At 67.3% G+C, this 21620-nt stretch carries 22 protein-coding genes and 1 other RNA gene; 18 read left to right on the top strand and 5 right to left on the bottom strand.

Annotation, left to right across the window (positions count from 1 at the left end; all coding sequences use genetic code 11):
• Nucleotides 1-11: 11 nt before the first annotated feature.
• Entirely contained in the window at nt 12-440 is a 429-nt protein-coding gene (locus J2W23_RS25595) for a GNAT family N-acetyltransferase (RefSeq protein ID WP_307650740.1), read from the bottom strand.
• 103 nt (nt 441-543) lie between these two features.
• Nucleotides 544-640: signal recognition particle sRNA small type (gene ffs, locus J2W23_RS25590), an RNA gene on the bottom strand.
• Between the two features lie 112 nt (nt 641-752).
• On the opposite strand from ffs, the gene dnaX reads away from it, so the two are divergent.
• The 7 genes from dnaX (at nt 753) to J2W23_RS25555 (ending at nt 6968) form a co-directional block, all read left to right on the top strand.
• A complete protein-coding gene (gene dnaX, locus J2W23_RS25585; protein WP_176657048.1) occupies nt 753-2642 on the top strand; it encodes a DNA polymerase III subunit gamma/tau in 1890 nt (629 codons plus the stop codon).
• Nucleotides 2643-2707: 65 nt separating this feature from the next.
• Complete coding sequence (locus J2W23_RS25580; RefSeq protein WP_007836669.1) at nt 2708-3040, top strand: YbaB/EbfC family nucleoid-associated protein; 333 nt, start codon at nt 2708-2710, stop codon at nt 3038-3040.
• Nucleotides 3041-3047: 7 nt separating this feature from the next.
• A complete protein-coding gene (recR, locus tag J2W23_RS25575) occupies nt 3048-3638 on the top strand; it encodes a recombination mediator RecR (protein ID WP_013540938.1) in 591 nt (196 codons plus the stop codon).
• 57 nt (nt 3639-3695) lie between these two features.
• A complete protein-coding gene (locus tag J2W23_RS25570) occupies nt 3696-4088 on the top strand; it encodes an MAPEG family protein (protein ID WP_176657049.1) in 393 nt (130 codons plus the stop codon).
• 147 nt (nt 4089-4235) lie between these two features.
• The gene (locus J2W23_RS25565; protein WP_013540940.1) at nt 4236-5270 is read left to right on the top strand and encodes an ABC transporter substrate-binding protein; all 1035 of its coding nucleotides are present in this window, start codon (nt 4236-4238) and stop codon (nt 5268-5270) included.
• Nucleotides 5271-5322: 52 nt separating this feature from the next.
• A complete protein-coding gene (locus tag J2W23_RS25560) occupies nt 5323-6138 on the top strand; it encodes an ABC transporter ATP-binding protein (RefSeq protein WP_307650739.1) in 816 nt (271 codons plus the stop codon).
• Complete coding sequence (locus J2W23_RS25555; RefSeq protein ID WP_176657051.1) at nt 6135-6968, top strand: ABC transporter permease; 834 nt, start codon at nt 6135-6137, stop codon at nt 6966-6968. Before J2W23_RS25560 ends, J2W23_RS25555 begins: the two co-directional genes overlap by 4 nt.
• A gap of 21 nt (nt 6969-6989) precedes the next feature.
• Here J2W23_RS25555 and J2W23_RS25550 read toward each other — a convergent pair whose 3' ends face one another.
• From J2W23_RS25550 to gloB, 3 genes are all read right to left on the bottom strand, one after another.
• Nucleotides 6990-8753, bottom strand: a complete 1764-nt coding sequence (locus J2W23_RS25550) for a monovalent cation:proton antiporter-2 (CPA2) family protein (protein ID WP_307650738.1) — start codon at nt 8751-8753, stop codon at nt 6990-6992.
• A 71-nt stretch (nt 8754-8824) separates the two neighbouring features.
• Nucleotides 8825-10444: a transglycosylase SLT domain-containing protein gene (locus tag J2W23_RS25545; protein ID WP_307650737.1), complete on the bottom strand. Its 1620-nt coding sequence runs from the start codon at nt 10442-10444 to the stop codon at nt 8825-8827.
• The gene (gloB, locus tag J2W23_RS25540; protein WP_307650736.1) at nt 10441-11220 is read right to left on the bottom strand and encodes a hydroxyacylglutathione hydrolase; all 780 of its coding nucleotides are present in this window, start codon (nt 11218-11220) and stop codon (nt 10441-10443) included. Before gloB ends, J2W23_RS25545 begins: the two co-directional genes overlap by 4 nt.
• Before the next feature lie 19 nt (nt 11221-11239).
• On the opposite strand from gloB, the gene J2W23_RS25535 reads away from it, so the two are divergent.
• The 11 genes from J2W23_RS25535 (at nt 11240) to J2W23_RS25485 (ending at nt 21609) form a co-directional block, all read left to right on the top strand.
• Entirely contained in the window at nt 11240-11992 is a 753-nt protein-coding gene (locus J2W23_RS25535) for a class I SAM-dependent methyltransferase (protein ID WP_176657666.1), read from the top strand.
• Between the two features lie 32 nt (nt 11993-12024).
• A complete protein-coding gene (gene rnhA, locus J2W23_RS25530; protein WP_042576760.1) occupies nt 12025-12474 on the top strand; it encodes a ribonuclease HI in 450 nt (149 codons plus the stop codon).
• 140 nt (nt 12475-12614) lie between these two features.
• The gene (locus tag J2W23_RS25525) at nt 12615-13550 is read left to right on the top strand and encodes a helix-turn-helix domain-containing protein (RefSeq protein ID WP_307650734.1); all 936 of its coding nucleotides are present in this window, start codon (nt 12615-12617) and stop codon (nt 13548-13550) included.
• Between the two features lie 149 nt (nt 13551-13699).
• Entirely contained in the window at nt 13700-13924 is a 225-nt protein-coding gene (locus J2W23_RS25520; protein ID WP_307650733.1) for a hypothetical protein, read from the top strand.
• Entirely contained in the window at nt 13921-15333 is a 1413-nt protein-coding gene (locus J2W23_RS25515; RefSeq protein ID WP_307650732.1) for an amidase, read from the top strand. The genes J2W23_RS25520 and J2W23_RS25515 overlap by 4 nt, the downstream gene beginning before the upstream one ends.
• A 154-nt stretch (nt 15334-15487) precedes the next feature.
• Nucleotides 15488-16888 (top strand): amidase, encoded by a 1401-nt coding sequence (locus J2W23_RS25510; RefSeq protein WP_307650731.1) that lies wholly within the window; start codon nt 15488-15490, stop codon nt 16886-16888.
• A 50-nt stretch (nt 16889-16938) separates the two neighbouring features.
• A complete protein-coding gene (locus tag J2W23_RS25505; RefSeq protein WP_176657059.1) occupies nt 16939-18171 on the top strand; it encodes an urea ABC transporter substrate-binding protein in 1233 nt (410 codons plus the stop codon).
• Between the two features lie 49 nt (nt 18172-18220).
• On the top strand, nt 18221-19087 hold the full coding sequence (locus J2W23_RS25500; RefSeq protein ID WP_307650730.1) for an ABC transporter permease subunit: 867 nt from the start codon (nt 18221-18223) through the stop codon (nt 19085-19087).
• Nucleotides 19088-19107: 20 nt separating this feature from the next.
• Nucleotides 19108-20190 (top strand): branched-chain amino acid ABC transporter permease, encoded by a 1083-nt coding sequence (locus J2W23_RS25495; protein ID WP_176657061.1) that lies wholly within the window; start codon nt 19108-19110, stop codon nt 20188-20190.
• A complete protein-coding gene (locus J2W23_RS25490; RefSeq protein WP_176657062.1) occupies nt 20187-20909 on the top strand; it encodes an ABC transporter ATP-binding protein in 723 nt (240 codons plus the stop codon). The genes J2W23_RS25495 and J2W23_RS25490 overlap by 4 nt, the downstream gene beginning before the upstream one ends.
• Complete coding sequence (locus J2W23_RS25485; RefSeq protein ID WP_307650729.1) at nt 20899-21609, top strand: ABC transporter ATP-binding protein; 711 nt, start codon at nt 20899-20901, stop codon at nt 21607-21609. Before J2W23_RS25490 ends, J2W23_RS25485 begins: the two co-directional genes overlap by 11 nt.
• The last annotated feature ends 11 nt before the right edge of the window (nt 21610-21620 follow it).

Below are 21620 nucleotides of genomic sequence, written 5' to 3'. Positions count from 1 at the left end.
AGCAGGCCCGCTCAGCGCTCGCACGGCCAGAAGAACACCTGCTCGGGGTCGGCCGCATCGAGGTTGTCGATGTGGCCGCTCTCCCTGAAGCCGGCTTCTTTCAGCAGCGATTGCATCGCCCCGTTGGAGCGGTTCGTGGAGGTGAAAAGCTTTGGGCGTTCGCAGGTCGACTGGAAGTGATCGACGAGCCTCAGGCCGAGTCGCCTGCGGCGAAACTTCTCGTCGACCATCAGCATCTCGATGAAGCCGCAGTCGAAGAAGTGGTGGTGCAGGACGCCGTAGGCGGCGATGTCGCCATCGACCTCGATCACGTGGCAGAAGCGGTCCTTGATCCACCGTTGGATCTGCGCGGCGCGGCGCGAGTCGTGCGCGGCCACGGTGTCGAGACGCACCAGTAATTCGAGATCGCTGATGTCGGCGGGCCGGATGTCCAAGTTCATGGATGGCAGCGCGAAGTTCTGGGAGGTTGAGGTGTCCGGGGGGGCGGCAACTCTTGGACACAGCGCGTGAGCTCTCCGGGAGCTCACGGCTTCTAAATGTTAGGTTGACGAGCCTTACCCCTGGCACTGACTACGCAGTTAGGGCTGCTTGGTTCCCCACCTGACCCGGTTGGCCACTTCACCATGCAGGGAGGCCCGTCAGCGTGCATTCTAACCGGGTGAATTTGCCCCCTTCGCGGGAGCGTGAATGATTTCGGCGCGGCGGGGAAACAAGCGTGAAGTGGCCTCTCCGCGCCTTTTAGAATGCCCGCAATGTCTTATCTCGTGCTCGCTCGCAAGTTCCGTCCGAAAACCTTCGGTGAGATGGTCGGCCAGGGGCATGTGGTGCAGGCGCTCGAGAACGCACTGACCACGCAGCGCCTGCATCACGCCTATCTTTTCACCGGCACGCGGGGCGTGGGCAAGACCACGGTCTCGCGCATCCTGGCCAAGTCGCTCAACTGCCAGGGGCCGGACGGGCAGGGCGGCATCACCGCCACGCCGTGCGGCGTCTGCCAGGCCTGCCGCGACATCGATTCGGGCCGCTTCGTCGACTACACCGAGCTCGACGCGGCCTCCAACCGCGGTGTGGACGAAGTGCAGTCGCTGCTCGAGCAAGCCGTCTACAAGCCGGTGCAGGGGCGCTTCAAGGTCTTCATGATCGACGAAGTGCACATGCTCACCAACACCGCGTTCAACGCGATGTTGAAGACGCTGGAGGAGCCGCCCGAATACCTCAAGTTCGTGCTTGCGACCACCGATCCGCAGAAGGTGCCGGTCACGGTGCTGTCGCGCTGCCTGCAGTTCAACCTGCGGCCCATGGCGCCCGAGACGGTGCTCGAACACCTCACGAGCGTGCTGCAGACCGAGCAGGTGCCGGCCGAGCCGCAGGCGCTGCGCCTCCTGGCGCGCGCGGCGCGCGGTTCGATGCGCGATGCGCTCTCGCTCACCGACCAGGCCATCGCATTCGGCAACGGCGAACTGCTGGAGACCGGCGTGCGCCAGATGCTCGGCAGCGTGGATCGCGGCCACGTGTTCCGCCTGATCGAGGCGCTCGCACAGGGCGATGGCAAGACGGTGGTCGACACCTCCGAGGCGCTGCGCCGCGATGGCATGTCCGCCGCTTCCACGCTCGAGGAAATGACCGCGGTGCTGCAGGCCATGGCCGTGTTGCAGGCGGTGCCTTCACGTGCGGAGTCGGCCGATTCAGCCACCGACCCCGACGCCGCCGATACCGCGCGCCTTGCATCGCTGATGCCGGCCGACGAAACGCAGCTCCTCTACAGCCTCTGCCTGCACGGCCGTGGCGAGCTGGGCCTGGCGCCCGACGAATATGCCGCGCTGACGATGGTGTTGCTGCGGCTGCTGGCCTTCAAACCTTCCAACGCGGCTGCTTCGACGGCTTCCCCGGAAAAAAAAACTCTGAATGAAGCGCAGGGTGCGGCGCCAAGGGTGCCGACTCCCGTCGCTCCCCCTGTGCCGGCCCCGACTCCGGCGCCGGCGCCCGTGGTCAGGCCCCTGGCCGAATCTCCGCCTCCGGCTGCGCCCATGCCGCCTGTTCCGGCACCCGCCGCAGCATCGAACGTCTCGGCGTCGGTTCCCGCGGGACACCGCCTGGCCGTCGTCGACGAACCCCTGCGACAGTCGGACCCCAGGCCTTCTCCCGCAGATACCCCCGCCAAGGTCGTCGGCATGCCGATCCGCGTGCAGCCGCCTCCTGGCCAGCGCGATGCGCCGCGCACCGACGAGCAACGCGGCCCGGCCGCACCGATTCCGCCCAGCGAGGACGGCGACTTCTGGTACGCCACGGTCACCCAACTGGTCGCGGCCGAAAGCATCACGGCCCTCGCGCGCGAACTCGCGCTGCAATCGCAGCTCGTGGGGCGCGACACCGACCAGTGGATCCTGCGCATCGAGCGCGAAACGCTCAATCAGCCATCCAGCCGCGAGAAGCTGACCGCGGCGCTCAACGCGCTCGGCCACGACATCAAGCTCGCCATCGAGATCGGCGGCGTGGTCGACAGCCCCGCGCGCCGCAACCGGCATGCGGCCGAGGAGCGCCAGCGCGTGGCCGAGGAGGCCATCCACAGCGACCCCGAGGTGCAGATGCTGATGCGCGACTTCGATGCGAAGATCGTCCCCGGAACGCTGCGGCCCGCCTGAGCCGGCACCGCAGCCGCGTCTCTTATCCTTCACCCCTTTTCTTCACCACACATACAGGACCAACGATGTTCAACAAAGGACAACTGGCCGGCCTCATGAAGCAGGCGCAGGCAATGCAGGACAACCTCAAGAAGGCCCAGGAAGAACTGGCCCATATCGAGGTCGAAGGCGAATCGGGCGCCGGTCTCGTGAAGGTCGTCATGACCTGCAAGCACGACGTCAAGCGCATCACGATCGACCCGAGCCTCCTGGCCGACGACAAGGACATGCTCGAAGACCTGGTGGCCGCCGCCTTCAACGCAGCGGTGCGCAAGGCCGAGGAAACCAGCGAGCAGAAGATGGGCAAGCTCACGGCCGGCATGCCGGGCCTCCCGCCCGGCATGAAGCTGCCGTTCTGAGCGATTGATGGCCGACGCCAGTTCGCTCGACGCATTGGTCGATGCGCTGCGCCGCCTGCCCGGCGTCGGCGTGAAGTCGGCTTCGCGCATGGCGTTTCACTTGCTGCAGCACGACCGCGACGGTGCCCAACTGCTGTCGCGCGCACTGCAGCAGGCAGCGGGCAATGTGCGGCACTGCGAACTCTGCAACACCTTCACGGAAGCACCGATCTGCAGCGTGTGCATGGACTCGCGCCGCGATGGGACCAAGCTCTGCGTGGTCGAGACGCCCGCCGACCAGGCCGCGCTGGAGCGCACCGGCGCCTTCCGGGGCTATTACTTCGTGCTGATGGGAAAACTCAGTCCGCTCGACGGCATCGGGCCGAAGGACATCGGCCTGCAGAAGCTGTTCGACCGCGCGCTCGATGGCACGGTGAGCGAAGTCATCCTCGCCACCAACTTCACCGCCGAAGGCGAGGCCACCGCGCATGTGATCGGCGAAGCGCTCAAGCAGCGCGGCCTCACCGTGACGCGCCTCGCGCGCGGCGTTCCGGCCGGCAGTGAACTCGAATACGTGGACCTGGGCACCATCGCGCACGCACTGGTCGACCGCCGCTAGCGTGGTGCAGCGGCCATGGCGGTTGCCGCGTGCGCTGCCGAACGGAGACAACCCGACATGACCCTTTCCCTGCTCACCATCGCCTACTGGTGCGTGTTCTTCGCCTGCGGCCTGCCGTACCTCGCGGCATGGATCGCCAAGGTCGGCGCCTTCGGCCCGCGCGACAACGTGCATCCGCGCGACTGGGCCGCCAGGCAAAGCGGCTGGCGCGCACGCGCCAACAGCGCACAGGCCAACACCTTCGAAGGGCTGCCGTTCTTCATCGGCGCGGTGATCATCGCGCACCAGCTGGGCGCCAACCAGGCGCGGCTCGACATGCTGGCGGTGGCCTATGTCGTGCTGCGCGCGATCTACCTTGCGATCTACATCAAGGGTCTCGGCGGCGTGCGCAGTGCGGTCTGGGCGCTCGCGTTCCTCGTCAACATCGCGATTCTTTTCCTCGCGAAATAGGCCGCTGCAGGCCATCTGGCAGAGGGCCCGTGGAGGCCTTCATGCTTACGTGGAAACCCGCACGGGATGACCCCGATGCAGGCAACGGTCGCGCACCCCTAAGCTCGATTCACTTCACAAGAATCAAAGAGCCCGCAGGACCGCTTCATGCTTCATCGCAGAACCCTTATTTCCGCCTCCGCAGTCGCTGCCGCAGCGATTGCGCTGCCGCGGGTTTTTGCGCAAGCCAAGCTGGAAAAGACCAAGGTCTCCATCGCGGTCGGCGGCAAGGCCGCGTTCTACTACCTGCCGCTGACCATCTCCGAGCAGCTCGGCTACTTCAAGGCCGAAGGGCTCGAGGTGGAGATCTCCGATTTCGCCGGTGGCGCGCGTGCGCTGCAGGCGGTGGTGGGCGGCTCGGCCGATGTCTGCTCGGGCGCCTACGAACACACCATCAACCTGCAGGCCAAGAACCAGTTCTTCCAGGCCTTCGTGCTGCAGGGCCGCGCACCGCAGATCGCCGTGGGCGTGTCGACCAAGAACATGGCGGGCTATACCGGCATCCAGGACTTGAAGGGGAAGAAGATCGGCGTTTCCGCTCCGGGTTCGTCGACCAACATGGTGGCCAACCTCGTGCTCTCGCGCGGCGGGCTCAAGGCGAGCGACGTGAGCTACATCGGCGTGGGCGTCGCGGCCGGCGCGCTCACCGCGCTGCGCTCGGGCCAGATCGACGCCATCAGCAACACCGATCCGGTGATGACGATGCTCGAGCAAAAGGGCGATGTGAAGATCATCAGCGACACGCGCACGCTCAAGGGCACGCAGCAGGTGTTCGGCGGACCGATGCCCGCGGCCTGCCTCTACGCGCCGATCGATTTCATCCAGAAGAATCCCAACACCTGCCAGGCGCTGGCCAATGCCATCGTGCACGGCCTGAAGTGGCTGCAGACGGCGGGGCCGGGCGACATCATCAAGACGGTGCCGGAGACCTATCTGCTCGGCGACCGGGCGTTGTACCTCGCGTCTTTCGACAAGGTGCGCGAATCGATCGCCACCGACGGCCTCGTGCCGGCCGACGGACCGAAGACGGCCCTCACAGCCATCGCGAGCTTCGACACTGCGGTGAAGGCCGAGAAGATCGATCTCCTCAAGACCTACACCAACGATTTTGCTAGGCGCGCGAAGGACAGGTTCAAAGCCTGACTCCGAACGTCCCCGCGACCCGGCCTTGGCCGGGTTTTTTAATCCTGCAGACATGTCCGACCACGCACTCGAACTCCTCTCCATCAGCTGCACCTTCCACTCGAAGGACGACCCGGGCCAGCGCTACACCGCGGTCGCCGACACCACGCTGCGCATCAAGGCCGGCGAGTTCGTCTCGGTGGTCGGGCCTACGGGCTGCGGCAAGTCGACGCTGTTGAACGTGGGCGCGGGGCTGCTCGAGCCGTCGTCGGGCGCGGTCAAGGTGTTCGGGCAGACGCTCGCGGGCGTCAATGCGCGTGCGGGCTACATGTTCCAGACCGAGGCGCTGATGCCGTGGCGCAGCGCGGTCGCCAACGTGATGGTGGGACTGCAGTACCGCGGCGTGTCCGATGCCGATGCGCGCGAGCAGGCCGAGGCCTGGCTCTCGCGCGTGGGGCTCTCGGGCTTCGGCGACCGCTATCCGCACCAGCTTTCCGGCGGCATGCGCAAGCGCGTGGCGCTGGCGCAAACGCTGGTGCTCGACCCCGACATCATCCTCATGGACGAGCCCTTCAGCGCGCTCGACATCCAGACGCGGCAGCTCATGGAAAACGAGGTGCTCGAGATCTGGAGCGCGAAGAAGAAGGCGGTGCTCTTCATCACGCACGACCTCGATGAAGCCATTGCGATGAGCGACCGCGTGGTGGTGCTGTCGGCCGGGCCGGCGACGCATCCCATCGGCGAGTTCGACATCGACCTGGCCCGTCCGCGCGACGTGGCCGAGGTGCGCACGCAGCCGCGCTTCGTCGAGCTGCACACGCAGATCTGGGAAGTGCTGCGTGACGAGGTGCTCAAGGGCTACGCGCAGCAACTGAGGAAAGCCGCATGATCCCGCGCCTGAACGAGCGCAACGCGCGCTTCTGGCAACTGGTGCTGCTGGTGCTCATCCTGGTGGGGTGGCACCTGGCGTCGCGCAACCAGCAGTTCGCCTTCTTCGTCGGCGAGCCGATCCAGGTGGCGGGCCGTATCTGGAGCTGGTTCCTGCCGTTTGAGGTGCCGCCGAACCTGTTGTTTCCCGAGGGGCTGAAAGGCAATGCCGACATCTACCGGCACCTGGGCACCACGTTGCTGGAGACGGTGCTGGCCTTCGGCATCGGCACCGTGCTGGGACTCGCATGCGGGCTCTGGCTGGCGCTCGCGCCCACCGCGAGCCTGATCCTCGACCCGTACATCAAGGCCGCCAACTCGATGCCGCGCGTGATCCTCGCGCCGATCTTTGCGCTGTGGTTCGGCCTCGGCATCTGGAGCAAGGTGGCGCTGGCGGTCACGCTGGTGTTCTTCATCGTGTTCTTCAATGTCTACCAGGGCGTGCGCGAGGTGAGTCCGGTGGTGCTGGCCAACGCGAAGATGCTGGGCGCCAACCAGCGGCAATTGCTGCGCACCGTTTATCTGCCGAGCGCCACGAGCTGGGTGTTCTCGAGCCTGCACACCTCGGTGGGACTGGCCTTCGTCGGCGCGGTGGTTGGGGAGTACCTGGGCTCGGCGCGCGGCGTGGGCTACCTGATCCTGCAGGCCGAGGGCACCTTCGACGTCAACACCGTCTTTGCCGGCATCGTGGTGCTCACGGCCTTTGCGCTGGCGCTCGATGGGCTGGTGGGGCTGATCGAGAAGCGCCTCATGAAGTGGCAGCCGCGCAGCGGGGAGACCGAGAAACTCTGAAGCGCGCAGCCGCGCAGGGGTTCAGGTGCCCTTGCCGTGCGCTTCCGTGTTCACCTGCACCAGCGCGCGGCCCGCGAAGATGCCGCCCGCCATCTCCAGCACGACGCGCTCCGCGTCGCGCCGCCGCAGCTCGCCGATGACCTCGTCGGCTTCCGTGTCGGAGGCGCCGAGCGCCAGCACACCCTGGCGGCCGAAGACCATCGCCGATTCGAAGGTTTCGCGGATCTGGAATTCGACGTCGAGCTTGCCGATCTCCAGCATGTGCTCGCGATCGTAGGAACGGACCAGCAGCTGGGCGTGCGGGAACTCGGCCTTCAGCAGCTCGACGATGCGCGTGGTCGCGGCCTTGTCGTTCACGCACACCATGACGACGCGTGCGCTGTGCGCACCGGCGGCGTGCAGCACGTCGGCACGCGAGCCGTCGCCGTAGTAGACCTTGAAGCCGAATTCGGCGGCACCGCGGATGGCCTCGGTGTCGGTGTCGATGATCGAGATCGAGGCGCCGCGCGCGAGCGCGCCCTGGATCGCGATCTGGCCGAAACGGCCGAAGCCGATGACCAGCACGTTGCCGGCCAGTCCCTCGGCCTTCTCGACGCCCTCCATCGAGGCGGTCGATGCCGGTGCGAAGCGGCGGTGCGCGAGCACCGCGAGCGGCGTGAGCGCCATCGACAGCACCACCACCGCCGTCATGTTGGCGTTGACGGTCGGGCTGATCACCTTGGCACCGAGCGCGGCGGAAAACAGCACGAACGCGAACTCGCCGCCCTGCGCCATCAGCACCGCGCGGTCGAGCGCGTCGGCGGGCGAGCTCTTGGCGAGCCGCGCCACGCCGTAGATGCACAGCGCCTTCACCACCATCATCGACACCACGCCGGCCACGATGAGCTGCCAGTTCTGCGCCACCACCGCGAGGTCGAGCGACATGCCCACGCCGATGAAGAACAGGCCCAGCAACAGGCCGCGGAAGGGTTCGATGTCGGCCTCGAGCTGATGGCGGAAGGTCGATTCCGACAGCAGCACGCCCGCAAGGAACGCCCCCATCGCCATCGACAGGCCGCCCAGCTGCATCAGCAGTGCAGCGCCCAGCACCACCAGCAGCGCTGCCGCCGTCATGACCTCGCGTGCCTTGGAGTTGGCCAGGATGCGAAAGAGCGGGTTGAGCAGCCAGATACCCGCGGCCACGAGCGCCGCGAGCGCGCCCACGGCAATGCCGGCGCCGATCCAGCGCGAGGGCGCAACGGCCTGCTGCGCCGCATCCACCGGTGCGATGAACGCCACGATGGCCAGGAGCGGCACGATCAGCAGGTCTTCGAAGAGAAGGACCGCGACGATCTTCTGCCCGCGCGGCGCGGCGATGTCCCCGCGTTCGCCGAGCAGCTGCATCACGATGGCGGTGGAGGTGAGCACGAAGCCCATCGCGCACACGAACGACACGGCCAGCGGAAAGCCGAAGGCCATGCCCACGCCCGTGAGCAGAAGGCCGCACACCACCACCTGCAGGCTGCCGAGGCCGAAGATGTCGCGGCGCATGCTCCAGAGGTGCGAGGGCCGCATCTCCAGCCCGATCACGAACAGGAACATCACGACGCCGAGTTCGGCGGTATGAAGGATCGTTTGCGGATCGGTGAAAAGCCCGAAGCCGAACGGGCCGATGGCCAGCCCCGCGGCCAGGTAGCCCAGGACCGAGCCGAGGCCCAGCCGCTTGAACAGGGGCACGGCGACGACCGCGGCTCCCAACAGCGTGACGACCTTGACGAGATCGCCCGCACTTCCTTCAACAGCCATGGCATGGCCCTCCCTTTTGTTGTGTTCCGGCGCTGCCCGCCGGCGGGGGGCGACGCTTCTTCAGCGCTTGCTCAGCGCTTCTTCTTCGACGGCGTGCCGCCGCGCTTCTCGCGCACGACCTGCTTGCCGGCGGGTACCTTGACGACGTTCTTGCCGCGCGCCTGGCTGGACTGGGCAGCGGCGCCGCCTCGCTTCGAGGAGGCCGCTGCAGCATGGCCGCGTGCAACCGCTACGCCGGCACCGACACGCGCCGCCGGTGCCGCGCGAACCGGCAGGTACACCACGACGCTGTAGCCGCGCTTGAATGCATGGTTGGGCTTCACGTCGTTCCACTCCGCCACGTTGGACGGTGCGAGCTTGTAGCGGCGGGCGATGCTCGCCACGCTGTCGTTGCGGCCGGCCTTCACGGTGGTGCGGCGGTTGACGATTTCGGGCTGGAAGCTCAGGTGGCCGCCATCGGCCACCACGGCCGCCACGTCTTCCTTCACGCGGGCGCCGCGCGGCACGATGAGCGTGGAGCCGGCCCTGATGAGCATGCGCGGCGGCACGTTGTTCATTGCGCGCAGGTCGCTCTCGCTCATGCCGGAGCGCTGGGCGGCGTCGGCCACCGTCATGGTGTTGGGTACGACCCAGGCGGTCCAGCTGGCGTACTGGCCTTGCGAGTAGGCGTCGAAGTTGCGCTGGAACACGGCGGCGTTGTCCCAGGGCAGCAGGATCTGCGGCGTGCCCGCGGCGATCAGCACCGGCTTGTGCGCAGCAGGGTTGAGCGCGCGGAAGTCCTCGATGCGCACGTCGGCCAGCTTGGCCGCCAGCTCCACGTCGAGGTCACGGGTGAGCGTGACGGTCTGGAAGTAGGGGTGGTTGGCGATGAGCGGCAGCTCGGCGTTGAAGGCTTGCGGATTCGCCACGATGTTCTTCACCGCCTGCAGCTTGGGCACGTACAGCCGCGTTTCGGCCGGCATGCTGAGGTCGCTGTAGGTGGTGGGCAGGCCGGCGCGCTGGTTCTTGGCGATGGCGCGGCTCACGCTGCCTTCGCCCCAGTTGTAGGCGGCGAGCGCGAGCTGCCAGTCGCCGAACATGCCGTAGAGCTTCTGCAGGTAGTCGAGGGCGGCGCGGGTGGAGGCCACCACGTCGCGGCGGTCGTCGCGGAAGATGTTCTGCTTCAGGTCGAAGTCGTTGCCGGTGGCCGGCATGAACTGCCACATGCCCGCCGCACGCGCGCTGGAGACGGCCTGCGGGTTGAATGCGCTCTCGATGTACGGCAGCAGCGCGAGCTCGGTCGGCATGTTGCGCCGCTCCAGTTCCTCGACGATGTGGAACATGTACTTGTTCGAGCGCTCGGTCATGCGCTGGATGTAGTCGGGCCGGCTCGCATACCACTGCTCGCGGTCGCGCACCAGGTCGCTTTCCAGGTTGGGCATCTTGAAACCGCGGCGGATGCGGTCCCACATGTCGGTTGGCGGAGCCAGCGTGACCACGCTTTGCGAGTGGGCCTCGCCGCTGGAGAGGGGGGAGAGGGCGTCGCGCGGATAGATGGGAGCCGCGCTGCCGGCGACCTTGGAGCCGGTGCCACCGGCGGTGGCGCCGGTCTTGGGGGAAGTGCTGGAGGAGGATGAAGGGGTGTCGGTGGGTGCTGCGCAGCCTGCGAGCACCAGTGAACCTGCAAGGCAGGTGGCAGCAATAAATTTCATCGGAAGTCGTTTTTCCATTGGCGCAGTGCGGCGAACACATCGGCTTCGGCCGCGTCGGCGGAAAGCTCGGCATGCGCGCGCACCGCTCGAAGGACAGTGGCTTCGCGGCTGCGAAGAAAGGGGTTGATCAGGCGTTCGGTCGCCAGCTGCGCGGGCAGCGTGGGCTGCCCTTGCGCGCGCAGGCTTTCGCAGCGCGCGTTGTAGTGAGTCAGATCGGCGTTGCCCGGTTCCACCGCGCGAGCGAAACGCAGGTTAGCAAGTGTGTATTCGTGGGCACAGCACACGCGCGTGTCGCCGGGCAGCGCGGCGAGCGCGTCGAGCGAGGCCAGCATCTGCGCCGGCGTGCCTTCGAAGAGGCGCCCGCAGCCGCCCGAGAACAGCGTGTCGCCGCAAAAGAGCAGCGGTGCGCGGCCTTCTGCGGCTGGAAGAAAGTAGGCGATGTGGCCGGCCGTGTGGCCCGGCACGTCGATCACTTCGAAGCGAAGGCCGAGCGCTTCGGCGATGTCGCCTTGCATATGAGGCGCGAAGGGCTCGGGAATGCGCTCGTGCGCGGGGCCGTGTACCGGCGCGCCCGTGGCGGCATGCAGCGCGGCCACGCCACCGGTGTGATCGGCGTGGTGGTGCGTGACTAGAATCGCGGCCAGCCGCAGCTTGTGGTGCGCCAGCGCATCGAACACCGGTTGGGCGTCGCCCGGATCCACGACGATGGCGCTGGACCCGTCGTGCAGCATCCAGATGTAGTTGTCAGCGAAGGCGGGCAGCGGAACGAGGGTCATGAGCGGTCAAATTATAGGTTTGCAGGATTGGTTTGCGACCCCTCCGGGACGCTACCTCCTCGCGTGGGAGCAGGCCCAGTTCGATCAGGCGGTGGCCGATGTGTTCGGCTATCACGCGCTGCAGCTGGGCGCGGCCGAAGTCGAGGGCCTGCGCACGAACCGCATGCCGCACCGCTGGCTGGCGCTGAGCGACCCGATGCGGCCCGCCAAGGCGACGCTGCTGACCGACTTCACGGCGTTGCCGTTTGCGGCCAACAGCCTCGACCTGGTGGTCATGCCGCATGCGCTGGAACTGAGCCCCGATCCGCACGCCACGCTGCGCGAGGTCGAGCGGGTGCTGGTGCCCGAGGGCCGCGTGGTGATCTGCGGGCTCAACCCGGCCAGCCTCTGGGGCATGCGCCAGCGGCGCGCGCACCTGTACCGCAAGCTCGGCATCGGCGATCTTTACCTGCCCGAAGGCGGAGAGTTCATCGGCTACTGGCGCATGCGCGACTGGCTGCGGCTCTTGAGCTTCGAGGTGGAATCGGGGCGCTTCGGCGTCTACCGGCCCGCGGTGCGCAGCGATGCCTGGCTCGAGCGCTGCCGCTGGATGGACAAGGCCGGGGAACGCTGGTGGCCGATCTTCGGTGCGGCGTATTTCCTGGTGGCTGTGAAGCGGGTGCGCGGCATGCGCCTTTTGAGCGCGGACTGGCGCCGCGCCGCGGCACGCGCCACGGCGCCGGTGTCGATTGCGGGCAAGGTGCATCGGCACCAGCCGGACCGGACGGATTGAATCGAATACAGAGAAAACAAGGAAAAGAGAGCTTGAACGAAGTCGTGATCTACACCGATGGTGCATGCAAGGGCAACCCCGGACCCGGGGGCTGGGGCGCGTGGCTCAAGTCGGGCGCCACCGAAAAGGAATTGTTCGGCGGCGAACTCAACACCACCAACAACCGCATGGAACTGACTGCGGTCATCGAGGGCCTCGCCGCGCTCAAGCGCCCCTGCAAGGTGCTGCTCTACCTGGACAGCCAGTACGTGCGCATGGGTATCACCGAATGGATCCGCGGCTGGAAGGCCAAGGGCTGGATGACCGCCAGCAAGCAGCCGGTGAAGAACGTCGAGCTCTGGCAGCGCCTGGACAAGCTGGTGGCCGAGGGTGGCCACACGATCGAATGGCGCTGGGTCAAGGGCCACTCGGGCGATCCCGGCAACGAACGCGCCGACATGCTTGCCAACAAGGGCGTGGACAAGGCGCTGGGGCGGATCTGACGTAGGGTCAGCCCCGACGCTGCCGGCGCGTGCGCTTGCTAGAGTGCCCGCAACGCAGCGAAGCCGGCCGACACAGGGCACGATTGTTGCTTGGGTTTTGGTATTCCACCCGCCGGTGGCACCGTCCATTCGTTCGCAGCATGAACCTCGACTACTCAACGGACACGGTCGAACGCAGCCAGCGCTTCGACTACTGGAGCGATGTGGTGCGCAAGCACTTCATTCCGGCCGCGAGCCGCGTGCCCGATCGAGAGCACTTCAACGCCCACTTTTCCGTCCGGTCGCTCGGCAACCTCACGCTGGCCGAGATGTCCTCGCCGCGCCACTACTGGGAGCGCGACGCGCAGCATCTGCGCAGCGGGCCGAACGAAGATTTCATGCTGAGCCTCATGGTGTCCGGGCACGGCGTGCTGTCGCAGTCGGGCCGTGAGGTGGTGCAGCGCAATGGCGACATCGTTCTCTACGACGCCGCGCGCCCCTTTACCTTCGATCTCCTGCCCGAATCGAACCTGCTCGTGCGCATTCCGCGGTTGCAGCTGCTCTGCAGGTTTCCCGAGGCCCAGAACCTGACGGCCATGCACCTGGCCGACGGCCACCCCATCGCCAGGTTGCTGGGCAGCATGATCCGAGAGGCCGCGGTGCTGGAGCTGTCGGGCCGGGAGGGCATGCAGGCCAGCCTTGCAAGCTCGCTGCTGGACATGCTCTCGGCGGTGCTCCAGTTCCAGGTCGGGGGCACCGATGCCGTGCAGTTCTCTCACGATGCGCTCTTCCAGAAGACACGCGACTACATCGCCGCGCACCTGGACGATTGCGAACTCGATGTCGAACAGATTGCCGCCGCGCAGCACGTGTCTGCCCGTACGCTCGCACGGGTGTTCGCCGAGCATGGCACCACGCCGATCCAGTGGCTCTGGAAGCAGCGGCTCGAGGCGAGCCACCGTGCGCTGCGCGAGGGCCGCGTGCGGCAGGTCACGCAGGCGGCGTTCCAGCACGGCTTCAGCGATCTCTCGCACTTCTGCCGGGTGTTCAAGAAGGCCTATGGCGTGACGCCCCAGACGCTGTTGCGCCGCCACTAGCGTTCGCCCGCGCCGGCGTTCGCTCCTTGCGCAAGGCTGGCGAAAGATTGGCGGTTCCAGCCCATCGCGCTGGCCTTTGCAGCCAAGCCGCGCGCGGCGTTGCTCTCTATCGTGAAGTCCACAAGCTTCCTTCACGAACGGAGACAACGATGAATGCTTCCCCGCCCGCAGATGCGGTCGATGTCGGCGCGCTCGCCCGCTGCGCGGCCCTGGACCTCAGCCCCGAACGCCGCGCGGCGGTCGAGGCCTTGCTGTCCGCCTGGATTCCCGCGGCCAACGAACTGAGCCGCAAGATGAGCGATGCGGCCCACCGCGAGCTGATGCCGGTCACTGCCTTCTTGCATGCCCACGAACTGCCCGAGGACGCCGCATGAGCGAGCTGCTCGATCTCGGCCTCGCCGAAGCCGCACGCCTGGTGCGCGAGCGCAAGGTCTCGCCCGTGGAACTGGTGGAGGCATCGCTCGCACGCATCCGCGCGCACGACGGCGTGCTCAAGTCGTTCATCACGGTGTTCGAGGAGCAGGCGATGCAGGTGGCGCGCGCCGCCGAGCTGCTCTCGGGCGCGGGCCACGAGCTCGGCCCGCTGCAGGGCATTCCGCTTGCGCTGAAAGACAACGTCGCGGTGCGCGGCAGCCGCACCACGGCAGGCAGCAAGATCCTGGCCGACTGGCTCCCCGAGGCCGACGCCACCGTGACCACGCGGCTGCGCCAGGCCGGCGCGGTCTTCATCGGCAAGACCAACATGCACGAGTTCGCCTGGGGCGGCACCTCGGCCAATCCCCACTACGGCGCGGTGCGCAACCCCTGGGACCCGGCGCACTTTCCGGCCGGCTCCAGCGGGGGCTCGGCGGTCGCGGTGGCCGCGCGCTTCTGCTTCGGCGCGATCGGCACCGACACCGGCGGCTCGATCCGCCTGCCTTCGGCCGTCAATGGCATCGTGGGCCTTCGTCCGACCTATGGGCGCGTCAGCAACCACGGCGTGGTGCCGCTCGCATGGAGCATGGACACGGTGGGCCCGATGACGCGCACCGTCGAGGACTGTGCGCTGATGTTCGGCGCCATCGCGGGATTCGATCCGAAGGACGCGGGCAGCGCGCCACGCGCCTGCGACGACTACCTGCAGGCGCTGGGCGGCGGCTGCCGCGGCCTGCGAATCGGCATCGTGCCGGGCTACTTCTTCGAGCACCTGCAGGCGCCGGTTCATGACGCGGTGAAGGAGGCCCTGGCCACCTTCGTCGACCTGGGCGCCGAGCTGGTCGATGTCGACATCCGCAACATCCACGGCAACATCTCCGCGCAGCTCACCATCGAATCGGCCGAGCCCAGCACCTATCACCAGCGCAACCTGCGCGAGCGCCCCGAGGACTACGGCGACGACGTGCGCACCCTGCTGGAAGCCGGCGAAATGCTGTTGGCCACCCAGTACCTGCAGGCCCAGCGCTACCGCGCGCTGCTGCGGGCCGAATTCCTCGATGCCTTCAGGCGGGTGGACGTGTTCGTCTGTCCCTCGCTGCCTTTCGTCGCCACCCGCATCGGCGAGACGCGCGTGGAGATCGAGCCGGGGCGGCAGGAAGACATGCTCTCCGCGATCATGCAGTTCACCGGCGTCGCGAGCCTCACGGGGCTGCCTTCGATGAACGTGCCCTGCGGGTTCGATCCGCACGGCCTGCCCATCGGCATGCAGATCATCGGACGGCCCTTCGCCGAGGCCACGCTGCTGCGCGCGGGCCATGCCTTCCAGCAGGCCACTGGCTTCCACAAGCGCGCGCCCGCGCTGCGCTGAAAGAAAAAGCGTCGCTGGCCGGTCCAGCACATCGCAATGGCGCTGCGAGCCAAGCGTTCGCGGCGGCCCTTCGATACCTTCAATACCTTCGGTGGGCAGCTTCAGACAAGCCTGTTCCTCGCCCCGATCCACAACGAAACGGAGTCTCCCAGCCATGCCCGACAACGATCTGCACTACCTCGAACTTCTGGAAGTCGGCCGCCGCATCCAGGCCAGGGAACTGTCGCCCGTGGAGGTGACGAAGGCGCAACTCGAACGCATCGGTGCGCTCGACGGAAAGCTCAAGAGCTATGTGCGGGTGCTCGGGGATTCCGCGCTCGCCGAGGCGGCGCGCGCCGAAGCGGAAATCGCCAGGGGCGAGATCCGCGGCCCGCTGCACGGCGTGCCGATCGCCATCAAGGACCTGTGCTGGACCGAGGGCGTGCCGACCGCCGCCGGCATGACGCTCTACAAGGACTTCGTGCCGACCGTCGACGGCACCGTGGTGCGCAAGCTGCGCGAGGCGGGCGCCGTCATCCTCGGCAAACTGCAGCTCACCGAAAGCGCGTATGCGGACCACCATCCCTCGGTCTCGCCGCCGGTCAATCCGTGGAACGCGGCGCACTGGCCGGGCGTGTCGTCCAGCGGCTCGGGCGTCGCGACCGCGGCGGGCCTGTGCTACGGCTCGCTGGGCACCGACACCGGCGGTTCGATCCGCTTTCCCTCGGCTGCCAACGGCCTCACGGGCCTCAAGCCCACCTGGGGCCGCGTGAGCCGCTACGGCGCCTTCGAACTGGCCGCGACGCTGGACCACATCGGCCCCATGACGCGCAGCGCGGCCGATGCGGGCGCAATGCTCGGTGCCATTGCCGGCGCCGACGTGAACGACCCGACGGCCAGCCTCGCGCCGGTGCCCGACTACCTCGCCGATCTGGACAAGGGCATCGCCGGCCTGCGCATCGGCATCGACATGCGCTGGGCGACCGAGGGCGTCGACGCACCCACGCGCGAGGTGCTGGAGGCCGCCATTGCCGCGGTGCGCACCCTCGGCGGCGATCTGCGCGAGGTGCGCTTTCCCGATCCCGCGCAGGCCATCGAGGACTGGTTCCCGCTGTGCGGCATCGAGGCCGCCGTGGTGCACGAGAAGACCTATCCGTCGCGCAAGGACATGTACGGTCCGGCAGTCGCGGGCCTCATCGAGCTGGGCCTCGCGCAGCGCGGCGTGGACTACCAGAAGATCGTTCTGCGCCGCCACGACTTCAGCGGCAAGGTGCGCGCGATGTTCGAGGACATCGACCTGCTGCTGATCCCCGCCACGGGCATCGCCTCGCCGACCATGGAGCGCATGGCGCAGATGGGCGTCGATGCCGACCTCATGGCCGCGATGCTGCGCTACACCTGCCCGTTCGACATGACCGGCAGCCCGACCATCACGCTGCCCGGCGGCTTCACCGCGGGCGGCATGCCGGTGGCGTTCCAGTTCGTCGCGCGGCATTTCGACGAGGCGCTGCTGGTGCGCGCGGGCGCGGCCTTCCAAGAGGTCACCGACTGGCACCGCCGGCACCCGGCGCTCTGAGCCGCGGCCACTTTCCTTTTCCTTTTTTCCCTGTCTGAAAGCACATCACCATGAAACTACGTCACGCGCTTTTCTCCCTGGGCTGCACGATGGTGCTGGCCACCGCCGCAACCGCGGCCCTGGCTGCCGAGCCGTTGAAGGTCGGCCTGATGGAAGACGTCTCGGGCGACCTCGCCGTGCTGGGCAAGCCCAAGCTGAACGGCTCGCAACTGGCGGTGGAAGAAATCAACAAGGCCGGCGGCATCCTGGGCCGGCAGATCGAACTCATCCACCTGGATCCGCAGGGCGACAACGCGCGCTACCAGGAGTTCACGCGGCGCCTCCTGAGCAAGGACAAGGTCGACGTGCTGATCGGCGGCATCACCTCGGCCTCGCGCGAGGCGGTGCGGCCGATCGTCGACCGCACGCAGACGCCGTACTTCTATACCAACCAGTACGAAGGCGGCGTGTGCGATGCGAACATGATCAGCATGGGCGCGGTGCCCGAGCAGCAGTTCTCCACGCTCATTCCGTACATGGTCGAGAAGTTCGGCAAGAAGGTGTACGTGGTCGCGGCCGACTACAACTTCGGGCAGATCTCCGCCGAATGGAACCGCACGATCCTGAAAGACGTGGGCGGCACGGTGGTCGGCGAAGAGTTCATTCCGCTGGGCGTCTCGCAGTTCGCGCAGACCATCCAGAACATCCAGAAGGCCAAGCCCGACTGGCTCTTGATGCTCAACGTGGGCGCCGCGCAGGACTCGTTCTTCGAGCAGGCCGCCGCCGCCAAGCTGAACCTGCCGATGGGCTCGTCGGTGAAGGTCATGCTGGGCTTCGAGCACAAGCGCTTCGCGCCGCCCGCGCTCAACCGCATGCACGCCACGGCCAACTGGTTCGAGGAAGTCGACACGCCCGCGGCCAACGACTTCAAGAAGCGCTGGCATGCCAAGTTCCCGAACGAGCCCTACATCAACGACATGGGCTACAACGCCTACAACGCGCTCTACATGTACAAGACGATGGTCGAGAAGGCCAAGTCGACCAAGCTGGCGGACATTCGCAAGGTGATCGCGGCCGGCGAGGCCTGCATCGAGGCGGCCGAGGGCAAGGTCTGCATCGACCCCAAGAGCCAGCACGCCTCGCACGAGATGCGCCTGATCGCGGTGGACGAGAAGCACAACGTGAAGGTGCTCAAGGACTACGGAACGATCCAGCCGTACTGGCTTGGCAAGATCGGCTGCGACCTCACCAAGAAGAACGACCGCAAGCAGTACACGCCGTCGGACCTGCCCAAGAAGCTCTGACGCATCGCGCCTCGACCCATCCGATCGACCGGTCCAGCAGGGAGCAGCGGTGTTCGCCGAAATCTTCTCGTTCTTCTACCAGTTCGCCGACGTGTTCGCGTTCCTCATCCTCTCGGCGGCCGGCCTGGCCATCGTGTTCGGGATGATGGGCGTGATCAACATGGCGCATGGCGAATTCATCATGTGCGGCGCCTACGTCACCGTGGGCCTCGTGCATGCGGGCTTTCCGCTGCCGCTCGCGCAGCTGTGCGGCACGCTGGCCGCCGGGCTGATCGGCGCGGCCGTGGAGTGGAGCCTGGTGCGCAAGCTCTACAAGAGGCCGCTCGATTCGCTGCTCGCCACCTGGGGCCTGAGCCTCATCGTGACGCAGGGCATGTTGCTGGTCTTCGGCTCCACGCTCACCGGCGTGGGCACGCCCGAGGGCAGTTTCGTGGTGGGCGACTACACCTTCTCGGTCTACCGCATGGTGCTGTTTGCAGCGGCGGTGGCAGTGCTGGGCGGCATCTACTTCATCTTCATGCGCACGCGCTTCGGCGTGCATGCGCGCGCCACGATGCAGAACGCATCGATCGCGCAGGCCACGGGCGTGCGCGTGGGGCGTGTGTATGCGCTGAGCTTCGGCATCGGCGCGGCGCTGGCGGGGCTGTGCGGCGCGCTCTATGCGCCCACGATGACGCTGATTCCCACGATGGGCGCGGCCTTCCTGGTCGAGGCCTTCGTCACGGTGGTGGTGGGCGGCGCCAACGTGCTGCTGGGCACCGCGCCGGCGGGCATGCTGCTCGCGGTCATCCGCACCGGCCTGAACGGCTGGGGAGGGCAGATCGTGGGGCAGATCGGCATGCTGCTCGCCGTGATCGTGGTGATCCGCATCCTGCCCGAAGGCGTGTCCGGATGGCTGGCCCGCAAGACGCGCTGAACCCCCACGGAGTCACACGAATGTTCCAACTCATCAACGGCCCGCAGACGCTGGGTGCCACGCGCGTCTTCTGGCTTCCCTTCATCGCGGTGCTCGCGGCCGTGCTGTTGTACCCGGCCTTCGCCGACGGCTACGACGTGGGCAACATGGCCTACCTCCTGACCTGGGTGTTCATGGCCATGGGCCTGTGCCTGGTCTGGGGCTACGGCGGCATGCTGTCGTTCGGGCAGACCTTCTTCTTCGGCATCGCGGGCTACGGCTACGGCGTGGCCGCGGTCAACCTCGGCGGCGACGCGGGCACCACCTTCCTCGCGCTGGCGATCGCGCTGTGCCTGGCGGCGGTGGCCGCGGCGGTGCTGGGCTACTTCATGATCTGGGGGCGGGTGGGCGGCGTGTTCTTCGGCATCGTCACGCTGTCGGCCACGCTGGTGCTGGCCTTCTTTCTCGGGCAGACGGCCGGGCCCGAATGGCACATCGGCAGTGCGCGGCTGAACGGCTTCAACGGCATGAAGGACATGGCGCCGCTGAACATTCCGTGGTTCGGCGACGACCCGCTGGTGTTCGACGGCATCGCGCTGTACTACCTGGTGGTGGGCCTGATCCTGGTGGTGTACCTGGGCCTTCGCATGATGCTGAACTCCCGTTTCGGCAACGTGATCGTCGCGGTGCGCGAAGACCCGCAGCGCGCCGAACTGCTCGGCTACGACGTGCGCAAATACCAGCTCGCCACCTTCGTGATCGGCTCCACGCTCGCGGGGCTGAGCGGCGTGCTCTACACCTCGTGGGGCCAGTTCATCACGCCGGCCAGCGTGGGGCTGCCTGCGGCGGCGATGCCGATCGTGTGGGTCGCGTTCTCGGGCCGGGGCGACATCACCGCCACGCTGGTGGGCTCGTTCCTTGTGCTCTGGGCCTTCCAGGCGATCACGGTCTACAGCCAGCAGGCGGCGCTGCTGCTGATGGGCGCGATGCTGCTGTGCACGGTGATGGTGGCGCCGCAGGGCTTCGTCATTGGCGTGGTGCAGGCGGTGCGGCGGCTCTTCGGGCGCCGCCGTTCGTCCAAGGAACCCGCGGCGCCCACGGTGCAAGAGGAGGCGCGCGCATGAACGCCTTGCTCGAGACACGGGCGCTGTCCAAGCGCTTCGGCGGCCATGCGGCGGTGTCGGAAGTCGACCTGTCGGTGCGCCAGGGCGAGATCCATTGCCTCATCGGGCCCAACGGCGCGGGCAAGAGCACGCTGTTCAAACTCATCGTGGGCACGCACGAGGCCTCGGAGGGAAGCATCGCGTTCCAGGGGCGCGACGTGACACGCGAGCGTCCGTTCCGGCGCGTGCAACAGGGCATGAGCATCAAGATGCAGGCGCCCAGCGTGTTCAGGGAGTTGCCGGTGCGGCAGAACATCCACATCGCGCTGCAGCACCACACGCGCCTGGCGGACCTCCAGCGCGAGGAGGACCGGCTGCTCGAACTGCTCGACCTCGCAGGGGACGCCACCAAGCTCGCGGGCGAGTTGGCCCATGGCCAGCAGCAGTGGTTGGAGATCGGCATGGCGCTCGCGCTCAAACCGGTGCTGCTGCTCATGGACGAGCCCACCGCGGGCCTCTCGCCCGAGGAAACCTTCAAGACCGGCGAACTGATCCAGAAGCTCAACGCCGAAGGCATGACGGTGCTGGTCGTCGAGCACGACATGGCCTTCATCCGCCAGATCGCGCAACGCGTGACGGTGCTGCACTTCGGCAAGGTGTTCGCCGAAGGCTCGATCGGCGAAATCATCGCGGATCCGCGCGTGGCCGAGATCTATTTGGGAAAGACGCATGACCATTGAGACGATCCTTGAGCTGCAGGGCGTGCAGGCGAGCTACGGCGCCACGCCGATCCTGCAGGGCGTGGACATGAAGGTGCGCAAGGGCGAGATCGTGAGCCTCATCGGCCGCAACGGCGTCGGCAAGACGACCACCATGCGCTGCCTGATGGGCCTCCTGCGCACGCGCGGGGGCAGCGTGCGGCTGCAGGGGCAGGACATCGCGGCGCTCTCCAGCGATGCGCGCGCGCGCCTGGGCATCGGCTATGTGCCGCAGGGCCGCGAGGTGTTCGCGCGCATGACGGTGGCCGAGAACCTGATGGTGGGCGAACTGGTCGGCGGCCCGCGGGGCAAGAAGCAGCCCGACCTGGTCTACCAGTATTTCCCGCGGCTGGCGGAGCGCCGCAACCAGCAGGCCGGCACCATGTCCGGCGGCGAGCAGCAGCAACTGGCCATCGGCCGCGCGCTGGTGGGCAACCCGGCGCTGATGCTGCTGGACGAGCCCTCCGAGGGCATCCAGCCCTCGATCGTGCAGCTCATCTGCGACGTGCTGCGCGCGATCCGGCGCGACCTCGGGACCACCATTCTTTTCGTGGAGCAGAACCTCGACACGATCCTGGACGTGGGCGAGCGCGCCTACGTCATGGAGAAGGGCCGCATCGTCGGGCGCATCGAGCCCGGCCAGATGAACGCGCAGGCAGTGCGCGCCCACCTGATGCTCTGAACAAAACCCAC

Source organism: Variovorax boronicumulans, from assembly GCF_030812215.1.
GTDB classification, from domain to species: domain Bacteria; phylum Pseudomonadota; class Gammaproteobacteria; order Burkholderiales; family Burkholderiaceae_C; genus Variovorax; species Variovorax boronicumulans_C.
This window is presented reverse-complemented; position numbering and strand designations above follow the sequence as displayed.